The sequence below is a fragment of the Pseudomonas sp. genome (assembly GCF_002796985.1).
GTDB lineage: Bacteria > Pseudomonadota > Gammaproteobacteria > Pseudomonadales > Pseudomonadaceae > Pseudomonas.
In genome coordinates this window covers 1,311,228-1,330,446 of record NZ_PEKX01000007.1, presented here as the reverse complement: position 1 = coordinate 1,330,446, position 19,219 = coordinate 1,311,228, and the positions used below count along the sequence as shown (strand labels likewise).

13 protein-coding genes and 1 other RNA gene are annotated in these 19,219 nt (G+C 65.0%); 6 read left to right on the top strand and 8 right to left on the bottom strand.

What is annotated here, in order from left to right:
* Nucleotide 1: 1 nt before the first annotated feature.
* Complete coding sequence (gene dnaX, locus CTR55_RS11960) at nt 2–2,167, bottom strand: DNA polymerase III subunit gamma/tau (RefSeq protein ID WP_296286325.1); 2,166 nt, start codon at nt 2,165–2,167, stop codon at nt 2–4.
* Nucleotides 2,168–2,319: 152 nt separating this feature from the next.
* Here dnaX and CTR55_RS11955 point away from each other — a divergent pair, with 152 nt between their 5' ends.
* Nucleotides 2,320–3,042, top strand: a complete 723-nt coding sequence (locus tag CTR55_RS11955; protein ID WP_296286324.1) for a transporter substrate-binding domain-containing protein — start codon at nt 2,320–2,322, stop codon at nt 3,040–3,042.
* Nucleotides 3,043–3,103: 61 nt separating this feature from the next.
* On the opposite strand, the gene ffs is transcribed toward CTR55_RS11955, so the two are convergent.
* Nucleotides 3,104–3,200, bottom strand: an RNA gene (gene ffs / locus CTR55_RS11950) — signal recognition particle sRNA small type.
* 240 nt (nt 3,201–3,440) lie between these two features.
* Between ffs and CTR55_RS11945 the strand changes: the two genes are divergently transcribed.
* On the top strand, nt 3,441–3,809 hold the full coding sequence (locus CTR55_RS11945) for a hypothetical protein (protein ID WP_296286322.1): 369 nt from the start codon (nt 3,441–3,443) through the stop codon (nt 3,807–3,809).
* Nucleotides 3,810–3,815: 6 nt separating this feature from the next.
* Here CTR55_RS11945 and CTR55_RS11940 read toward each other — a convergent pair whose 3' ends face one another.
* From CTR55_RS11940 to CTR55_RS11915, 6 genes are all read right to left on the bottom strand, one after another.
* A complete protein-coding gene (locus CTR55_RS11940; protein ID WP_296286320.1) occupies nt 3,816–4,193 on the bottom strand; it encodes a hypothetical protein in 378 nt (125 codons plus the stop codon).
* Between the two features lie 70 nt (nt 4,194–4,263).
* Complete coding sequence (locus CTR55_RS11935) at nt 4,264–4,566, bottom strand: HU family DNA-binding protein (protein ID WP_256204898.1); 303 nt, start codon at nt 4,564–4,566, stop codon at nt 4,264–4,266.
* A gap of 29 nt (nt 4,567–4,595) precedes the next feature.
* Complete coding sequence (gene ligA, locus CTR55_RS11930; protein WP_296286319.1) at nt 4,596–6,983, bottom strand: NAD-dependent DNA ligase LigA; 2,388 nt, start codon at nt 6,981–6,983, stop codon at nt 4,596–4,598.
* Between the two features lie 89 nt (nt 6,984–7,072).
* Entirely contained in the window at nt 7,073–7,963 is an 891-nt protein-coding gene (gene zipA / locus CTR55_RS11925) for a cell division protein ZipA (protein WP_296286317.1), read from the bottom strand.
* Nucleotides 7,964–8,262: 299 nt separating this feature from the next.
* Nucleotides 8,263–11,751 carry a chromosome segregation protein SMC gene (gene smc, locus CTR55_RS11920; protein ID WP_296286316.1) on the bottom strand — a complete coding sequence of 1,163 codons (3,489 nt, stop codon included), beginning with the start codon at nt 11,749–11,751 and terminating at the stop codon, nt 8,263–8,265.
* 36 nt (nt 11,752–11,787) lie between these two features.
* Nucleotides 11,788–12,447 carry a GntR family transcriptional regulator gene (locus CTR55_RS11915; protein ID WP_296286315.1) on the bottom strand — a complete coding sequence of 220 codons (660 nt, stop codon included), beginning with the start codon at nt 12,445–12,447 and terminating at the stop codon, nt 11,788–11,790.
* Between the two features lie 183 nt (nt 12,448–12,630).
* Here CTR55_RS11915 and CTR55_RS11910 point away from each other — a divergent pair, with 183 nt between their 5' ends.
* The 4 genes from CTR55_RS11910 (at nt 12,631) to xdhC (ending at nt 19,120) form a co-directional block, all read left to right on the top strand.
* Nucleotides 12,631–13,767 carry an alkane 1-monooxygenase gene (locus CTR55_RS11910; RefSeq protein WP_296286312.1) on the top strand — a complete coding sequence of 379 codons (1,137 nt, stop codon included), beginning with the start codon at nt 12,631–12,633 and terminating at the stop codon, nt 13,765–13,767.
* Between the two features lie 471 nt (nt 13,768–14,238).
* Nucleotides 14,239–15,702, top strand: coding sequence for a xanthine dehydrogenase small subunit (gene xdhA / locus CTR55_RS11905; RefSeq protein WP_296286309.1), 1,464 nt, complete (start codon nt 14,239–14,241; stop codon nt 15,700–15,702).
* Nucleotides 15,695–18,085 (top strand): xanthine dehydrogenase molybdopterin binding subunit, encoded by a 2,391-nt coding sequence (xdhB, locus tag CTR55_RS11900; RefSeq protein WP_296286308.1) that lies wholly within the window; start codon nt 15,695–15,697, stop codon nt 18,083–18,085. Before xdhA ends, xdhB begins: the two co-directional genes overlap by 8 nt.
* Nucleotides 18,086–18,268: 183 nt before the next feature.
* Nucleotides 18,269–19,120, top strand: coding sequence for a xanthine dehydrogenase accessory protein XdhC (gene xdhC, locus CTR55_RS11895; protein ID WP_296286307.1), 852 nt, complete (start codon nt 18,269–18,271; stop codon nt 19,118–19,120).
* Nucleotides 19,121–19,219: the final 99 nt, after the last annotated feature.

Genomic DNA, 19,219 nt, shown 5'->3' with positions numbered 1-19,219 from the left:
CTCAGGCCTTCGCCTCCAGGGGTTCGATAGTACCGTCGCGGACAACCGCGGCGAACTGTTGCTTCATCTGTAGCACATAAGGGTCGGCGGCAATCGACGCCTCGGCCTGGCGCTGACGCTCGGCGCGCCTGCGCGCTGCGGCCTGGGCCGGGGTTTCCTGCTCGGGCTTCTGCTGGGTGACGTGCAGAGTCAGGGTGCGGCCGTGGAACTGGTTCAGCGCGTCGTTCAGGCGGCGCTGCTGGGTGGCGTTGAACAGCGCGCTCTGCGCCGGGTCCAGGTGCAGGTGCCAGTTGTCGCCGTCCACCGCGACCAGGGTGCAGTTGGCGCCGATGCTCGCGGTCAGGCCGGCCAGGCCCAGGCGCGGGAACAGGTCCAGCCACTCGGCAGCCAGCCCGGTCGCGGGCATGGCGGCGGGTTCGGGTTCCGGTTCAGCCTGTTCTTGCGGCGCCTCGCTCTCGAGATAGCCGTAGGACTCCATGTCGACTTCGTAGTAATCCTCGGCGGGCGGCGGCTCATCGTCGCCATCGTCATCCTCAGCCGGGGCTTCGGCCAAGACCGGGGCAGATGCCGCCACCGGAGCCGGAGCAGCCGCTTGAGCCGTAGTGGACGCTGCCGCTACAGGCGCAGGTGCAGGTGCAGCAGGCTCGACCGGCGCGGGAGCAGCAGTAATCGGTGCCGAGGGTTCGTCCCACGGCAAATCGACCGGCGCTTCGGCAACCGGCGGCTGCGTCTCGACAGCCGGAGCAACAGGTTCTGCGGCAACGACCACTTCCGGCTGCGCTTCAATCGGCGCGGGAGCCGCTTCGACGACCGGCGCAGGATCAACAACAGGCGCTGCCTCCACCACCGGAGCCGGAGCCGGAGCCGGAGCCGGCTGAGGCTGCGGCTGCGGCGCGGCAACGGTCGGGACAACCTCGGCGACCGGAGCAACAGGAGCAGCCGGCGCAGGCGCAACGGGCGGCGGAGCAATGGAGGCAACCGGCGCTGCAACGGCGGCGCCGGCCACTGGGTTCGGGTTGGAATCAGCCGTGGCCTTGCTGATCCCCAGGTCCTTTAGTGGTGACCTCGGTGCTCCGTCGGCATCGGCCGGACGGAACGCCAGCATCCGCAGCAGCACCATCTCGAAGCCGCCACGGGGATCGGGCGCCAGCGGCAGGTCGCGGCGGCCGATCAGGCCCATCTGGTAGTAGAACTGCACGTCCTCGGCGGGCAACGCCTGGGCCAGCGCCAACACGCGGTCGCGATCGCCCTGGCCGTTGTCCACCGCCTCGGGCAGTGCCTGGGCGATGGCCACTCGGTGCAGCACGTTGAGCATTTCCGCCAGCACACCGCCCCAGTCCGGGCCTTGCTCGGCCAGGTGGCGGACGGCTTCCAGCAGTGCGCGGGCATCGCCTTCCAGCAGTGCATGGAGCACGCCGTAGACCTGGCCGTGGTCCAGGGTACCGAGCATGGCGCGCACATCAGCCGCCAGCACCTTGCCTTCGCCGAAGGCAATGGCCTGGTCGGTAAGGCTCATGGCATCGCGCATGGACCCGTCGGCCGCACGGCCGAGCAGCCACAGCGCATCGTCCTCGAACGGCACGTTCTCGGCGCCCAGGACATGGTTGAGGTGTTCCACCACGCGCTCCGGCGGCATGTTCTTCAGGGAGAACTGCAGGCAGCGCGAGAGGATGGTCACCGGCAGTTTCTGCGGGTCGGTGGTGGCCAGCAGGAACTTCACGTGGGGTGGTGGCTCCTCCAGGGTCTTCAACAGGGCGTTGAAGCTGTGGCTGGAGAGCATGTGCACTTCGTCGATCAGATAGACCTTGTAGCGCCCGCGGCTCGGCGAGTACTGCACGTTGTCGAGCAGTTCACGAGTGTCCTCGACCTTGGTGCGGCTGGCGGCGTCCACTTCGATCAGGTCGACGAAACGACCTTCATCGATCTCGCGGCACACCGAGCACTGCCCGCAAGGAGTCGAGCTGACGCCAGTCTCACAGTTCAGGCACTTGGCCAGGATGCGTGCGATGGTGGTCTTGCCCACGCCACGGGTCCCGGTGAACAGGTAGGCGTGGTGCAGGCGCTGGTTGTCCAGCGCGTTGATCAGGGCCTTGAGCACATGGGTCTGGCCGACCATTTCGCGGAACGAGCGCGGACGCCATTTGCGGGCAAGAACCTGATAACTCATTGAAATCCATCGCGACAGGTGAGCAGAAGTGCGCTAATCCTAGCGAAGCGGACCGTAAATTGCACCCGATGTCCGCACCGGTTGTTGCCGCATCTTGGCAAGGGCCGGGCTACACGGCATTGTGTCGTCGTTCTGCCATCAACGGAGCCTTGATGCGCTTCCTCGCCACCGCCCTGCTGCTGACCACTGCCCTCGCCCAGGCCGACGACCGTCCCCTGCGCTTCTCGGTGGTCGACAGCTGGGCAATGCCGCTGGCGCAGATCGAGAATGGCGAACTGACCGGCGGCATCATGTTCGAGCTGTTTCAGGAAACGGCGCGCGAACTGGGCCGCACCCCGGCCTTCCACATCGTGCCCCGCGCCCGCATCGAACAAGCCCTGCTCAGCCACTCCGTGGATGTGCGCTGCTACGTGTCGCGCACCTGGATCGAACACGAATTCAACGACTACCGCTGGACTGCGCCACTGATGGTACAGCGCGACCTGCTGGTGGTCCGCGACGCCCCGGCAGACAAGCTGGAAACCCTTCCCAGTCAGTCCGTCGGCACCGTGCTGGGCTATCACTACCCGCGTCTGCAGCCGCTGCTGGACAGCCACTGGTTGACCCGCGACGACGCGCGCAACCAGGAACTGGTGCTGAAGAAGCTGCGCATCGGCCGCTATCAGTACGCGATCAGCAGCGAGTTCGCGCTGAACTGGTTCAACCGTAGTTTGCCCGAGGCGGAACGCCTGAGAATCGCCAGCGTGATCGAGGAGACGCCGCTGTCATGCATGGTGCTGGATAGCCCGGAGGTACGCGCCGATGAAGTGCTCTCGGCACTGGCGAAGATCAAGGCATCGGGGAAGATCGAGCAGATCCTGGATCACTACCGCTGAGGCGGTTGCTGCGTCGACAGGAGAGGGGCGCGAGATTTTCCTGGCCCCAAAATGGAGGCGGCCCCGCCAGCCACACCCCGGCACACAATGTTCCCGCCATGGCTGCTTCCTTCCGGACCTGACCAGGTTAACGGGTAATCGTTGCGGGGGGACCGACAGGGCCACCATCACGAGAGCTCACCAGTTCGGCGAGCCGCGCCATTGTAGCGGCTTGAGCGCAAGTTACAAGCACTTCAAGCACTTAGCGGCGCCCCTTAAGCAATTTCTGACATCCATCACGAATCTGCCTTTTCATTAAGAGAATCGCCCTACAGCCAATTCAGAAAATTCCAACGGCACCGACGCTAAAGAGAGAACCGCCATCCCATGGCGGCCATTATCGAGCGAGGAATGCCAGCATGTCCGTTGCACTGCGATCCACCCCTCTCGTCGCCCTTCTCTTTTCCGCCCCACTGATGGCCTACGACGGCATCGTTCACTTCAGCGGCGCAGTGGTCGAGCCGACCTGTCAGGTCGGACTGACCGAGGTCACCGTCCGCAGCGCACGCGTGCGGTTGAGCGAGTGCAACCAGGCCATGCTGATGATGCTGAACGAGCCACGCGGCGCGCGGCCCAGCGTGAGCTACCGGCTGACCGATACGCACGGCAAGATGATGGGAAAAGGCATTACGGCCAGCGGCGATACCGACAGCGTCATCCGCGAGATCGCCAAGGATGGCGTCGCCGCGGATCAGCGCAATGTGGTGCTGGTGGCCGAATACCTATAAGCGACGTTACTGCGCCTGAAGCAGCCCTTCGGGCCGAGGCTGGGTGGAGACTTCCAGGTTCGGCCCGATGAACAGGTCCATCTTGCTGTAGCCCGGACGGGTGCTGAAGGTGGAATAGCGCTCCGCCCCCTGGTGGAACTGGAAGGCGACGCGGTATTCACCCGAACGCAGCAGGCGCAGCGGGAAGGCGCGTGCTTCGCCTGGCTTGATCTCACCCGCGAGCGACTCTTCGCCATTTTCCTTGAAGCTGTAGCTCACCGCCGGCCCACCCACGCCTTCGTAGTGAAGGACGATCTGCGGGCGCTCGGTCCAGGCCACATAGGCGCCGAACAGCAGCACCAGTGCCGCCACGCCGAGCAGGCGCTGTTTTCTTGCCTTGTCCATCTCGCTCTCCGTCAATCGTTGGCCCGCCCCGCCCTGCGCCGTAACGCAGGGGCCGGAGCAGGCCCGCCGATCAGTTCAGGCTGTCGACCAGGGCCTTGGCGGGCACCAGGCGTACCGCCTTCTTCGCGGCGATCTCGATGGTCTTGCCGGTCTGCGGGTTGCGGCCGGTACGGGCGGCGCGCTCGCTGACCTTGAGCTTGCCGATACCCGGCAGGGTCAGCTCACCGTCGTTCTCCAGGGCGTCCTGGGCGATCTGCGCCAGTTGCTCGAACACGCCGCGCACGGCGGCCTGGGTCAGGTCGAGGGATTCGGCGATATCGCGAACCAGTTGGTCCTTGGTCATGGGCATGGATTGACTCCTTGATGCGTTGATCTTGATTCTTTGATCGGAAGAAAGGCGTGTCAGGCGCCGAGGCCATGGTCGGCCAGCAGCTTGATCAGCTGCTCTTCGTCCATTACGGCGACGCCAAGTTCCTGGGCCTTGGCCAACTTTGAACCCGCTCCCGGTCCTGCAACGACGCAGTGGGTCTTGGCGGAAACGGAGCCGGCCACCTTGGCGCCCAGGCTTTCGAGCTTTTCCTTGGCGACATCGCGGCTCATGGCCTCCAGGGTACCGGTCAGCACCCAGGTCTGACCGGCCAGCGGCAGGCCTTCGACCACCTTGCGCTCGCTGCGCCAGTGCATGCCGAATTCCGCCAGTTGCGCTTCGACGGCCTTCGCGCGCTCGACCCGAGCGGCATCGGCGAAGTACTCGCGCACCGACTGCTTGGCCTTCTCGTTCACCCCCTTGAGGGTGCTGAGGTCCAGCCAGTCCTGGCTGAGGGTGATGAGCGCATCCAGGCTGCCGGTGCGGTCAGCCAGCTTCTCGGCGCCGGTAGCCGCGATGAAAGGGATGTTCAGCTTGTCGATGAAGCCCGCCAGCGTCGCGACGGCGGCGAACTCGGCGGACACCTCGCCCTCGTCCTGCAGCTCGATGCCGCGCTCCAGCAGTTGCCGGATCACGCTGCGATTGTGCTCGTCATCGAAGAAGTTACGGATTTCGTAGGCCACCTCGCCGCCGACGTCCGGCAGGTAGGTGAGCACTTCCGGCAACGCCTTCTGGATACGCGCCAGGGAGCCCAGTGAGCGGGCCAGCAGCTTGGCGGTTTCCTCGCCCACGTCCGGAATGCCCAGGGCGAAAACGAAGCGCGCCAGCGCCGGCTTGCGGCTGTCGGCGATGGCCGCGAGCAGGTTGCGCGTCGAGACTTCGGCGAAGCCTTCCAGCTCGATGACCTGCTCGAAGGTCAGGGTGTAGAGGTCCGCCGGGGATTTCACCAGACCCTTGTCCACCAACTGCTCGACGATCTTGTCGCCGAGGCCGTCGATGTCCATGGCGCGGCGCGAGACGAAGTGGATGATCGCCTGCTTGAGCTGCGCCTGGCAGAACAGCCGACCGACGCAACGGTAGATGGCGCCTTCGCTGACCGACTCCTTGCCCTTGCTGCGCTTGACCAACTGGGTGCGCTCCACCTGCGAGCCACACACCGGGCACTGGGTGGGGATGGCCACCGGGCGGGCGTCGGCCGGGCGGCGCTCGGTGACGACCTGCATGACCTGTGGGATCACATCGCCGGCGCGGCGGATGATCACACTGTCGCCGATCATCAGGCCCAGCCGGGCCACCTCATCCATGTTGTGCAGGGTGGCGTTGGACACTGTCACACCAGCGACCTGCACCGGCTTCAGGCGCGCCACGGGCGTTACCGCGCCGGTACGGCCGACCTGGAATTCCACATCGAGCAGCTCAGTCAGCTCTTCGCTCGCCGGGAATTTGTGGGCGATGGCCCAGCGCGGCTCGCGGGCACGGAAGCCCAGCTCACGCTGGAAGTCGATGCGATTGACCTTGAACACTACGCCGTCGATCTCGTAGGCGAGGCTGTCGCGGCGCGCACCAATATCTTCGTAATAGGCTCGGCAGCCCTCGACGCCCTTGGCCAGTTTCAGTTCACGGCTGATCGGGATGCCCCAGCCCTTCAGGGCTTCGAGAATATCCACCTGGGTGCCGGGCAGAGTGCCGCCCTCGACACGGCCGAAACCGTAGCAGCAGAACTCCAGCGGGCGGTTGGCGGTGATCTTCGAATCCAGCTGGCGCAGGCTGCCGGCCGCGGCGTTGCGCGGGTTGGCGAAGGTCTTGCCGCCGGCTTCCATCTGCCGCTCGTTGAGCGCCTCGAAACCGGCCTTGGACATGAAGACTTCGCCACGCACTTCCAGCACTGCCGGCCAGCCCTCGCCCTTCAGGCGCAGCGGCACATTGCGGATGGTGCGCACGTTGACACTGATATCCTCGCCGGTGGTGCCGTCACCACGGGTGGCGCCACGGGTCAGCACGCCGTTCTCGTACAGCAGGCTGACCGCCAGGCCATCGAGCTTGGGTTCGCAGCTGTACTCCACCTCGGCACCGCCGCCGAACAGGTCGGTCGCCGGCAACTGGTCCGCCAGGCCTTCGCGCACGCGGCGATCGAAATCGTTGAGATCTTGCTCCTCGAAGGCGTTGCCCAGGCTGAGCATCGGCACTTCGTGGCGCACCTCGCCAAACGCCGAAGCCGCTGCACCGCCGACGCGCTGGGTCGGCGACTCGGGAGTGATCAGCTCCGGATGCTCGGCTTCCAGCGCCTTCAGCTCGCGGAGCAGGCGGTCGTACTCGGCGTCCGGCACGCTTGGCTCGTCGAGCACGTAGTAGCGGTAGTTGTGATCGTCGAGTTCGCTGCGCAGCTGGGCGATGCGTTCGGCAGCGGATTGGGAGTCGGTCATGCGGGAATCTCGGGCGGCTTTTTCTGCTTGAGGTAGAAATGCAAAGCCCCAAGGGTCGCTTGGGGCTTTGCGTGCAGCGTGCGGAAAGCTTAGCGCTTCTGGGTAAGGGCGCGTCGCTCGAAGTCGATGATGCGCTGGCGGTAGTGCTCGATGGTCTGCGCGGTCATCACGCTGCGCTGCTCGTCCTTCAGCTCGCCATTGAGCTCCTGGGCCAGCTTGCGGGCGGCGGCGATCATCACGTCGAACGCCTGCTTGGGATGACGCGGGCCCGGCAGGCCGAGGAAGAAGCTCACCGCACGGGTACTGAACTGGTCGATGTTGTCCAGATCGAAGGTGCCCGGCTTGACCGCGTTGGCCATGGAGAACAGCACTTCACCGTTGCCGGCCATGCTCTCGTGGCGATGGAAGATGTCCATCTCGCCGTAGCGCAGGCCGCTTTCGAGGATGTTCTGCAGCAGCGCCGGGCCCTTGAAGCCATTCTCGTCGCGGCTGATGACGTTGATGATCAGCACTTCGTCGACCGGCGCCTGCGGTGCCGACGAAGAAGCAGCGGCGGGAGCTACGCGCTCCTTGTCCTTCTTGCGGTCCTTTTTCGGTTTGTCCGTCTCGGCCGGCGCTTCGTCCAGCGGATTGGGGAAATCCTCTTCGTCCATCGGGCCGAGCAGGTTCGGCGCCGGGTCGTCCAGGTTCAGGTCGCCCTGGCGCGGTTCGCCGCGGCGCTTGCCGCGCGACTCCTTGACGCTGACCTTGGGCAGATCGTCCTCGTCCAGTCCCGGCTCGCGATGGTCGACCACACGGGACGGCCCGATCAGTTCCGGATTGCTTTCATCTCCGTCATCGGGCTGGTTGGCAAACTGGCGATCCAGCTTGAAACGCAACTTGCCCTTGCCACCCCGCATGCGACGCCAACCGTCGAACAGAATGCCGGCGATGACGATAAGCCCAATGACGATCAGCCATTCGCGCAGACCGATATCCATCTAATCCCGTAGCCCCTGAACAAAAAATGATGATGAAAAAAAGGACATCCTATCCCTTGAAAACGTGGAGCCAACTTCATGTTCTGACAGATGTTTTCCACGCGATACAAAAGTGGGCATTAAGCTAACACGCTCTCACATAACTTTACACTGCCTGCAGCGACACTTCGCCGCGCTCTTTGCAACTTTTCATAGCCGTTACCGGCTTCGTCCGCAGAGTGCATTCTACCCCAATCAAATCAACGTCTTAGACTTTAAATGAGGCACCTTGCCAGCATCGCTCAAGTTTGCTTGCGGCATCAGGCCTCGGCCAGTGCGACAGCTTCCTCCACATCGACCGCCACCAGTCGCGAACAACCCGGCTCATGCATGGTCACGCCCATCAATTGATCGGCCATCTCCATGGCGATCTTGTTGTGGGTGATATAGATGAACTGCACTTTCTCCGACATCTCCTTCACCAGCCGCGCATAACGACCGACGTTGGCATCGTCCAGCGGCGCGTCGACTTCGTCGAGCATGCAGAACGGTGCGGGGTTCAGCTGGAAGATCGCAAACACCAGCGCCAGAGCGGTCAGGGCCCTCTCGCCACCGGACAGAAGATGGATGGTGCTGTTCTTCTTGCCCGGCGGCCGCGCCATGATCGCCACCCCGGTATCGAGTAGATCCTCGCCGGTAAGTTCCAGATAGGCGTGACCGCCGCCGAAAACCTTGGGGAACAATGCCTGAAGGCCAGCATTGATCTGGTCGAAGGTTTCCTTGAAGCGGTTGCGGGTTTCCTTGTCGATCTTGCGGATGACGTTTTCCAGGGTATCCAGCGCTTCCACCAGGTCGTCGTTCTGGTCGTCCAGGTAGCGCTTGCGCTCGGATTGCTGCTGGTATTCCTCGATCGCCGCGAGGTTGATCGGGCCCAGACGGCCAATGCGCGCGGCCAGCTCTTCCAGGCGGGTTTCCCAGACCTTCTCGGCGGCCTCGTGAGGCAAGGTAGCCAGCACGCCATGCAGGTCGTAGCCATCCTCGTGGAGCTGCTCCTGCAGCGACTTGCGCCGTACGCTCAGGGCCTGCCACTCCATGCGCTGCTGCTCCAGCTGGCCGCGCAGCAGTTGCGACTGCTGCTCGGCCTGGGTGCGGCGCTTCTCGGCGTCGCGCAACTGGCGATCGGCGTCTTCCAGCGCCAGGCGCGCGTGCTTGAGCTCGTCTTCCACCGCCATGCGCCGATCGAGGAGCTCTTCCAGACGCATGCGCAGCTCTTCCAGCGGCGCGGCGCCCTCCTCCAGATTGAGGTTGAGCTGCTCGCAACGCTCGACCAGGCGCACGGCCTGGCCATCCAGGCGTTCCAGCGCCTGACGGGTGGATTCGTGCTGGGCACGCAGGGAGCCGACGCGCACCGCCAATTGGTGCGCGTGGTCCTTGTGCTGGCGGGATTCCTGGCGGATGCGGTCGAGCTTCTCGCGCATGCCGTCACGCTCGGCGAGCAGTGACTCGCGGCGCTCGGTGTCCACCGCCATGGCGTCCAGTGCTTCCTGCAGACTCAGGCGGGCTTCGCCCAGCTGTTCCTGCTCGATGGCGTGCTGCTCGGCCAGCTCGACCAGTTCTTCGTCCAGACGGCGGCGGCGCAGGGTCAGCTGCTCGACCTTGGCCTGCTGCGCGGACAACTGCGCCTTCAGCTCGCCCTGGCGGCGGCCTTCGTCCTGCAGGCGGCGGCGTATCTGGTCGCGGCCTTCCTCGGCCTGGCGCTGCTCGTCACGCAGGCGCGCCAGTTGCTCGTCGACTTCGGCAAGGCGCTGCTCCAGCGTCTCGCGCTCGGCGTAAAGGCGCTCCAGCTCCTGGCCACGCGCCAGCACGCCGCCGTCGGCGGATTCGCCACGGCGCACGCGCAGGAAGTTCCGGCCAACCCAGTAGCCATCGCGGCTGATCAGGCTTTCGCCGTCACCCAGCGAGGCACGCTGGGTCAGCGCCTGCTCCAGGGTTTCGACCGGGCGCACGCGACCCAGCCAGTAGCTCAGGTCGACATTCGCCTCGACCTTGTCCAGCAGGCTGCCGGGACGGGAAACAGCGCCAGCGGCCAGATCGAGCAGGCGCAGCTCGCCCTTCTCCAGCGCGTCGAACGGCAGCCCCTTCACGTCATCCAGCAGCACGCCGTGCAGGTCGGCGCCGAGCACGGTTTCCACCGCCAGCTCCCACCCCGGCTGCACGCGCAGGCCTTCGGCAAGGCGCGGGCGCTGTTCCAGCCCTTGCTGACGCAACCATTGCGCGGTCCCGTCGCCCGGATCAAGCGCGGCCTGTTGCAGCGCCTCCAGCGAGGCGATACGGCCATTCAGCCGTTGCAGCGCGCCCTGCGCCTGATGCTGCGCGGCGGTGCTTTCCTGCAGGGACTGGCGCACGCGCTCCAGGCGCTCGGCCAGTTCCTGTTCTTCGATCTGCGACTCTTCCAGCAGCAATTCGATGGCGGCGACCTGCTCGCCCAGTTCGAGGATCGCGGCATCTTCCGGATCGGCGGCCAGCTGCGCGCGCTCGTCGCTCAGGCGGCGCTTGCGCTCGCCCTGGCGCTCCAGGCTCTGTTCCAGGTGCTGGATGCGCGACTGCTGCACTTCCGCCTCGCGGCGCGGCTCGGCGCTCTGCTGGTTGAAGGCCTCCCAGCGCTGCTGCCAATCCTGCATGCGCTGCTCGGCGTCCTCCAGGCCGACGGTGGCCTCCTCGGCGGCGGCGGCGCTGATTTCCTGCTCCGGCGCCAGGCGCTCCAGCTCCTCGCCGAGGGTGGCGAGCAGGGTGCGATCGTGGCCCAGGTGGGATTCGGTTTCCTGGCGGGTCTTCTCGGCATCGCGCAGGTCGTCCTGCAACTGGCGCAGGCGCTGTTGGCCATGCTGGATGCTCTGCTCGACGCGGGCGATGTCGCCACCCACGGAATAGAAACGGCCCTGCACCTGGTTGAAGGTTTCCGACAGCTCGTGGTGGCCGTCACGCAGACGCTCGATGCTGGCGTCGGCGCTGCGCTGCTCGGCGACAAGGGCCTCGAAGGCCACTTCCTGGTCGCCGATCACCTTCTCCTTCTGCCCGACCTGCTCGTTCAGGTCGCGCCAGCGCAGGGCGCCGAGCTGGGCCTTGAGGGTGCGCTCCTCGGCCTTGAATTCCTGGTACTTCTCCGCCGACTGGGCCTGGCGGTGCAGCCGTTCCAGTTGGCGCTCCAGCTCTTCGCGCAGGTCGGTGAGGCGCGCGAGGTTCTCCTGGGTGCGGCGGATGCGGTTCTCGGTCTCGCGGCGGCGCTCCTTGTACTTGGAGATGCCGGCGGCTTCCTCGATGAAGTTGCGCAGGTCCTCGGGCTTGGCCTCGATCAGCTTGGAGATCATCCCCTGTTCGATGATCGAGTAACTGCGCGGCCCAAGGCCGGTGCCGAGGAAGATGTCGGTGATATCCCGACGGCGGCACTTGGTGCCGTTGAGGAAGTAGGTGTTCTGGCCGTCGCGGGTCACCCGGCGGCGGATTGAAATCTCGGCGTAGCTGGCGTATTCGCCCAGCAGGGTCTGGTCGGAGTTGTCGAAGATCAGCTCGATGGAGGCCTGGGTCACCGGCTTGCGCGTGTTGGAGCCGTTGAAAATGACGTCGGTCATCGACTCGCCGCGGAGGTTCTTCGCCGAACTCTCGCCCATCACCCAGCGAACGGCATCGATGATGTTGGACTTGCCGCAACCGTTGGGGCCAACCACGGCCGCCATGTTGCTCGGGAAATTGACCGTCGTCGGGTCGACGAAGGACTTGAAGCCCGCCAGCTTGATGCACTTGAGCCGCATGCGCCCTCTTCCCCCTGTCCGTCTCTTGTTGAGAGCTTATCGTTCAGCCAGTGCGGCCAAGACCAGCTGGCTGTTGTGCCGACCGTAGTCGAGCAGAACCTCGCGGATGCCCGCCTCATCGCGACCCACCACCGCGCGCAGCAGATTTTCGAAGCTGCCGATGAACTGACTCATCTCGCCTTTGCGGCGTTCCAGGGCCAGATGATAGGTGCGACTGATGGCCGGCAGGAGATTTTCCACGGTTTCCTGCAGGTAGGGGTTGGCGGCAAACGGGAAGGCAGCGCGCATGATGTCGAAGCTGGATTCGACGAAGGCGTTGATGTCGCCGCGTTCGAGTTCATCGAGCAGGCGCTGCTGGATCGCCATGAAGGGCGCCAGGTCGGCTTCTTCGCGCCAGGTACGGGCCACGCTGCTGGCGAGCATGATGTACAGCTCCATCACCAGCGAGTAGAGGCTTTCGACGTGCGCGGCAGACAGCTCGGACACCTGCGCCCCCCGGCGCGGCAGGATCACGATCAGATGGCGACGTTCGAGGATCAGCAGCGCCTCGCGGACCGAGCCGCGGCTGACGTTGAGGGTCTGGGTGACCTTCTGTTCCTGGATGCGCTCGCGTTCCTTGAGTTCGCCCCGGATGATGCGCTCGGCAAGGTGATGCGCGATCTGCTCAGCCAGGCTGTCCGGGGCCTTGAACGTCATGGTTGTCCTTAAGAATCGGGGAGCTTTCGAGGGGGTCTTGCGGGCGCGAAGTGTAACACAGGGTGTTACCGCGCCATCCCCCGCGCAGGGAGGACGACTGAACAAAGGTTGGTGCGTCCGCCGGAAGGATCAGGCGCAGGATTGTCTGACAATCCTACGCAAGAGACGTATCGGGAGTCGTCCATGTTCGCTTTGTTCCTTTCCTCTGCCTGGATGTTGCGTCTGAAGAAAGCCGGCTACTGGATCTGGCTGGTCCCGGTCTTTGGCATCCCCCTCAGCTACTGGTGGTCCTACGGCAGCGACTATCCCAATGCCTGGCCTTGGCTGGTGATCACCGTGGTGTTCGGGGTGATCCCGCTGCTGGACTTCGTGGTCGGCCGCGACCCGGCCAACCCCGACGAGGCGGAGGAAGTCCCGCCCATGGAGCGCGAAGGCTACTACCGCTTTCTCAGCCTGCTGACCGTGCCGCTGCTGCTGGGCATGCTGGTCTACGGCGGCTGGGTACTGGCCACCTATGACGCCTGGAACTGGGTCGGCCAACTGGGCTGGATTCTTTCCGTCGGCACGGTGATGGGCGCTATCGGCATCACCGTCTCCCACGAACTGATCCACAAGGACCCGCCACTGGAGCAGAACGCCGGTGGCCTGCTGCTGGCGGCGGTGTGCTACGCGGGCTTCAAGGTGGAACACGTGCGTGGCCACCATGTGCATGTCTCCACGCCGGAAGACGCCTCGTCTTCGCGCTACGGCCAGAGCCTGTACGCCTTCCTGCCCCATGCCTACAAGCACAACTTCCTCAACGCCTGGCGGCTGGAGACCGAACGCCTCAAGCGCAAGGGTCTGCCGGCGCTGCACTGGCGCAACGAGCTGCTCTGGTGGTACGCGATCAGCGCACTGTTCCTGGTCGGCTTCAGCGTGGCCTTCGGCTGGATCGGCGCGCTGTACTTCATCGGCCAGTCGGTGATGGCCTTCACCCTGCTGGAGATCGTCAACTACGTCGAGCACTACGGCCTGCACCGCCGCCGCCTGGAGACCGGGCGCTACGAGCGGACCACCCACGAGCACTCCTGGAACAGCAACTTCCTGTTGACCAACCTGTTCCTCTTCCACCTGCAGCGCCACTCCGACCACCACGCCAACGCCAAGCGCCGTTACCAGGTGCTACGCCATTTCGACGAGAGCCCACAGCTGCCCAACGGCTACGCCGGGATGATCGTCCTCGCGCTGTTCCCGCCGCTCTGGCGCGTGGTGATGGATCGCCGGGTGCGCGCCTACTACGCCGGCGAGGAATACCAGCTGAGCGCCACCCAGCAAGCCTGATCGACCCGATCCACGCCTTGGCGGCAAGCTCTAACCGGGCTTGCCGCCTTTTTTTGCTTATGGCTTTTAGTAGGAGCGAGCTTGCTCGCGAAGCTCTTCGACCTGGGGCCGCCCTCACCCCACCCCTCTCCCAAAGGGCGAGGGGGCGGCATCAGCATGCCCGACAAGGACCGCGCTCACCGGCAATCACGGCGGTTCGCGAGCAAGCTCGCTCCTACAAAAGCGCGCAGTTGCTGAATGTAGGCCCTGCGGCGGATAACGCTGGCGCGTTATCCGCCCTACGGATCTGGGCGCCCCCTGCCATTCAGCGCGTAGTCCGCACGCGGAATAACCCTATCCAGATGCCGTTTATCACCCGCCGAAAAACTTTCTGACCATTGCGACAGAATTTTTATTGACTCTAAAGTCAGCTTTTCATAGATTCGCCATCCAGTGCCCTACCAAAAACAAGAACCAGCCTGGAGGCAAGCCTTGATCAGGTTCCTGCTCAATCGCGAGCTGCGCGTCGAAGACCGCCTCGATCCCAATCTCACCGTGCTCAACTACCTGCGCCAGCACCTGGGCAAGACCGGTACCAAGGAGGGCTGCGCCTCCGGTGACTGCGGCGCCTGCACGGTGGTCGTCGGTGAACTGGTCGGCGAAGAAGGTGCCGAGCGCATCCGCTACCGCACCCTCAACTCCTGCCTGACCTTCGTCTCTTCGCTGCACGGCAAACAGCTGATCAGCGTCGATGACTTGAAGCACCGCGGCGAACTGCACGGTGTGCAGCAGGCCATGGTCGATTGCCACGGCTCGCAGTGCGGCTTCTGCACTCCCGGGTTCGTCATGTCGCTGTTCGCCCTGCAGAAGAACAGTGCCGGCGAGAACGTCGACGAGCGCAAGGCCGAGGCCCATGAAGCGCTGGCCGGCAACCTGTGCCGCTGCACCGGTTACCGCCCGATCCTCGACGCCGCCGAACAATCCTGCTGCCAGAAGCAGCCGGATCAGTTCGACGTCGCCCAGCCCGAGATCATCGCCCAGCTCAAGGCCATCGCGCCCAGTGAAACCGCCGAGCTGAACAGCGGCGACAAGCGCTGCCTGCTGCCGCTGACCATCGCCGACCTGGCCGACATCTACACCGCCAACCCGCAGGCTCGCCTGCTGGCCGGCGGTACCGACCTGGCCCTGGAAGTCACCCAGTTCCACCGCGAACTGCCGGTGATGATCTATGTCGGCCACGTCGAGGAAATGAAGCGCGTCGAAGTCTTCGACGACCGCATCGAGATCGGCGCAGCGACTCCGCTGACCGACTGCTATGAAGCACTGTCCCGCGACTACCCGGACTTCGGCGAGCTGCTGCACCGCTTCGCCTCGCTGCAGATCCGTAACCAGGGCACCCTCGGCGGCAACATCGGCAATGCCTCGCCCATCGGCGACTCGCCGCCGCTGCTGATCGCCCTCGGCGCACGCCTGGTGCTGCGCAAGGGCTCCGAGCGTCGCGAGCTGCCCATCGACGAATACTTCATCGATTACAAGGTCACCGCGCGTCAGGAAGGCGAGTTCATCGAACAGGTGATCATCCCGCGTCCGCAGGCCAACCAGGCGTTCCGCGCCTACAAGGTCTCCAAGCGCCTGGACGACGACATCTCCGCCGTCTGCGCCGCGTTCCAGCTCACCGTCGAAGACTGCAAGATCACCGCCGTGCGCACCGGCTTTGGCGGCATGGCCGCCATCCCGAAACGCGCCAAGGCCTGCGAGGCCGCGCTGCTCGGCCAGACCTTCAACAGCGCCACCTTCGAACGCGCCGCGCTGGCACTGAGCGAGGACTTCGCCCCGCTCACCGACTTCCGTGCGAGCAAGGAGTACCGCCTGCTCACCGCGCAGAACCTGCTGCGCAAGTGCTTCCTGGAACTGGAAGCCCCTCAGGCCGTGACCCGGGTGACCCACTATGCATAAGCCCCAGAAGAGCCAGGAAGAACTCACGGCGCTGTTCCGCGCCGACCTCACCACCGGCGTGGGCCGCAGCGTCAAGCACGAGAGCGCGCCCAAGCACGTCAGCGGCGAAGCGCAGTACATCGACGACCGCCTGGAATTCCCCAACCAGTTGCACGTCTATGCCCGCATGAGCGACCGAGCCCACGCGCGCATTCTGAAAATCGACACCGCGCCGTGCTACGCCTTCCCCGGCGTCACCATCGCCATCACCAAGGATGACGTGCCCGGCCAGCTGGACATCGGCCCCGTCGTGGCCGGTGATCCGCTGCTGGCGGACGGCAAAGTCGAGTACGTCGGCCAGATGGTCCTCGCGGTCGCCGCCGACAGCCTGGAAACCGCGCGCAAGGCGGCCATGGCCGCGATCATCGAATACGAAGACCTGGAGCCGGTGCTCGATGTGGTCGAAGCGCTGCGCAAGAAGCACTTCGTGCTCGACAGCCACCAGCACAAGATCGGTGACTCCGAAGGCCAGCTCGCCACCGCGCCAAACCGCATCCAGGGCACCCTGCACATCGGCGGCCAGGAGCATTTCTACCTGGAGACGCAGATCTCCTCGGTGATGCCCACCGAAGACGGTGGCGTGATCGTCTACACCTCCACGCAGAACCCCACCGAAGTGCAGAAGCTGGTGGCCGAAGTGCTGGGCATCTCCTTCAACAAGGTGGTCATCGACATGCGCCGCATGGGCGGCGGCTTCGGCGGCAAGGAAACCCAGGCTGCCGCACCGGCGTGCCTGTGCGCGGTGATTGCGCGCCTCACCGGTCGCCCGGCGAAGATGCGCCTGCCGCGTGTCGAAGACATGCAGATGACCGGCAAGCGCCACCCCTTCTACGTCGAATACGACGTGGGCTTCGAGGACGACGGCCTGCTGCACGGCATCAACATCGAGCTGGCCGGCAACTGCGGCTACTCGCCGGATCTCTCCGGCTCCATCGTCGACCGCGCGATGTTCCACTCCGACAACGCCTACTTCCTCGGCAACGCCACGGTGAACGGTCATCGCTGCAAGACCAACACCGCGTCGAACACCGCCTACCGCGGCTTCGGCGGCCCGCAGGGCATGGTCGCAATCGAGGAGATCATGGACGCGGTCGCGCGCCATCTGGGCAAGGACCCGCTGGAAGTACGCAAGCGCAACTACTACGGCAAGGACGAGCGCAACGTCACCCATTATTACCAGCAGGTGGAACACAACCTGCTGCAGGAGATGACCGAGGAGCTGGAAGCCAGCGCCGAATACGCCAAGCGTCGCGCCGACATCCGCGAGTTCAACGCCAATAGCCCGGTGCTGAAGAAAGGCCTGTCGCTGACCCCGGTGAAGTTCGGTATCAGCTTCACCGCCACCTTCCTCAACCAGGCCGGCGCGCTGATCCACATCTACACCGACGGCAGCATCCACCTGAACCACGGCGGCACCGAGATGGGCCAGGGCCTGAACACCAAGGTCGCCCAGGTGGTGGCCGAAGTCTTCCAGGTCGACATCGACCGCGTGCAGATCACCGCGACCAACACCGACAAGGTGCCCAACACCTCGCCGACCGCCGCATCGAGCGGCGCCGACCTGAACGGCAAGGCTGCGCAGAACGCCGCCGAAACCCTCAAGCAGCGCCTGGTCGAGTTCGCCGTCAAGCACTGGAAGGTCACCGAGGAAGACGTCGAGTTCCGCAACAACCAGGTGCGCGTGCGCGAGTTGATCCTGCCCTTCGAGGAACTGGTGCAGCAGGCCTACTTCGGCCAGGTGTCGCTGTCCTCCACCGGCTTCTACCGCACACCGAAGATCTTCTACGACCGCAGCCAGGCGCGCGGCCGGCCGTTCTACTACTTCGCCTATGGCGTGTCCTGCTCGGAGGTGATCGTCGACACCCTCACCGGCGAGTACAAGATGCTGCGCAGCGACATCCTCCACGACGTCGGCGCCTCGCTGAACCCGGCCATCGACATCGGCCAGGTGGAAGGCGGCTTCGTCCAGGGCATGGGCTGGCTGACCATGGAAGAGCTGGTCTGGAACGCCAAGGGCAAGCTGATGACCAACGGCCCGGCGAGCTACAAGATCCCGGCCATCGCCGACATGCCCATCGACCTGCGGGTGAAGCTGGTGGAGAACCGCAAGAACCCCGAGCAGACGGTGTTCCACTCCAAGGCCGTCGGCGAGCCGCCGTTCATGCTGGGCATCTCGGTGTTCTGCGCGATCAAGGACGCCGTGGCCAGCCTGGCCGACTACCGCGCCCAGCCGCAGATCGACGCCCCGGCCACTCCCGAGCGCGTGCTCTGGGGCGTGGAGCAGATGCGCAAGCTGAAGCTGGCCCAGGCCGAGAAAACACCGGCTCAGGTCGAGCCGGCGTGATGTGACCATGGGGCACCGCTGGCCGGGAGAGACGTCCCCACTTCCGTCCTCCGCCCTGCCAGCGGCGCCCCTCCTTTCAAGAGTCGTGGAACGCTTCGCGCGCCCCACGAACGGACAAACCGTAGGGCGCATAACGCGGAACGCGTTATCCGCCCTACGACTACACCCTTGAGGTTCGTAACGATGAACTGGATCAGTGCCCTCGCCGACCTGCAACAGCGCGCCGAAGCCAGCGTGCTGGTGACCATCATCGAAGAGCGCGGCTCGACCCCGCGTAACGCCGGCTCGAAGATGGTGATCAGCGCAGGCAACGCCTACGACACCATCGGCGGCGGCCACCTCGAATTCAAGGCCATGCAGATTGCCCGCGACATGCTGCAGGCCCGCGAGCGCGAGCCAAAGCTGGAACGCTTCAGCCTCGGCGCCAGCCTCGGCCAGTGCTGCGGCGGCGCCACCGTGCTGCTGTTCGAACCCATGGGCCAGCCGCAGGCGCACATCGCCGTTTTCGGCGCCGGCCACGTCGGTCGCGCGCTGGTGCCGCTGCTCGCCAGCCTGCCGTGCAAGGTGCGCTGGATCGACTCGCGGGAAGCCGAATTCCCCGGCTACATCCCCGAGGGCGTGACCCGGGTGATCAACGAGGACGTGATCGACGAGATCGACGAGATGCCCGCCGGCAGCTACTTCATCGTCATGACCCACAACCACGCGCTGGACCTGGAGCTGACCGCGAAGATCCTCCAACGCAACGACTTCACCTACTTCGGCCTGATCGGCTCGGACACCAAGCGCGCCAAGTTCGAACACCGCCTGCGTGACCGTGGCTTCGCCGCCGACACCGTGCAACGCATGCGCTGCCCCATGGGCATCAGCGAGGTGAAGGGCAAGCTGCCAGTGGAAATCGCCGTGTCCATCGCCGGCGAGGTGATCGCCACCTACAACGCCACCTTCGGTCAGGAGACCGGCAAGGGTGAGAACACCGTGGCCAAACTGTTACCCACGAGCCGCCGCGCGCGCACTGCCGAAAGCGGCGCCTGAATTCAAACCTGCATGGCTTCGTGATGGGTATCGCTTCGCTCCACCCATCCTACGGAACCATGACCAGCTTTTTGTAGGATGGGTCGGGCGGCGCTCCGC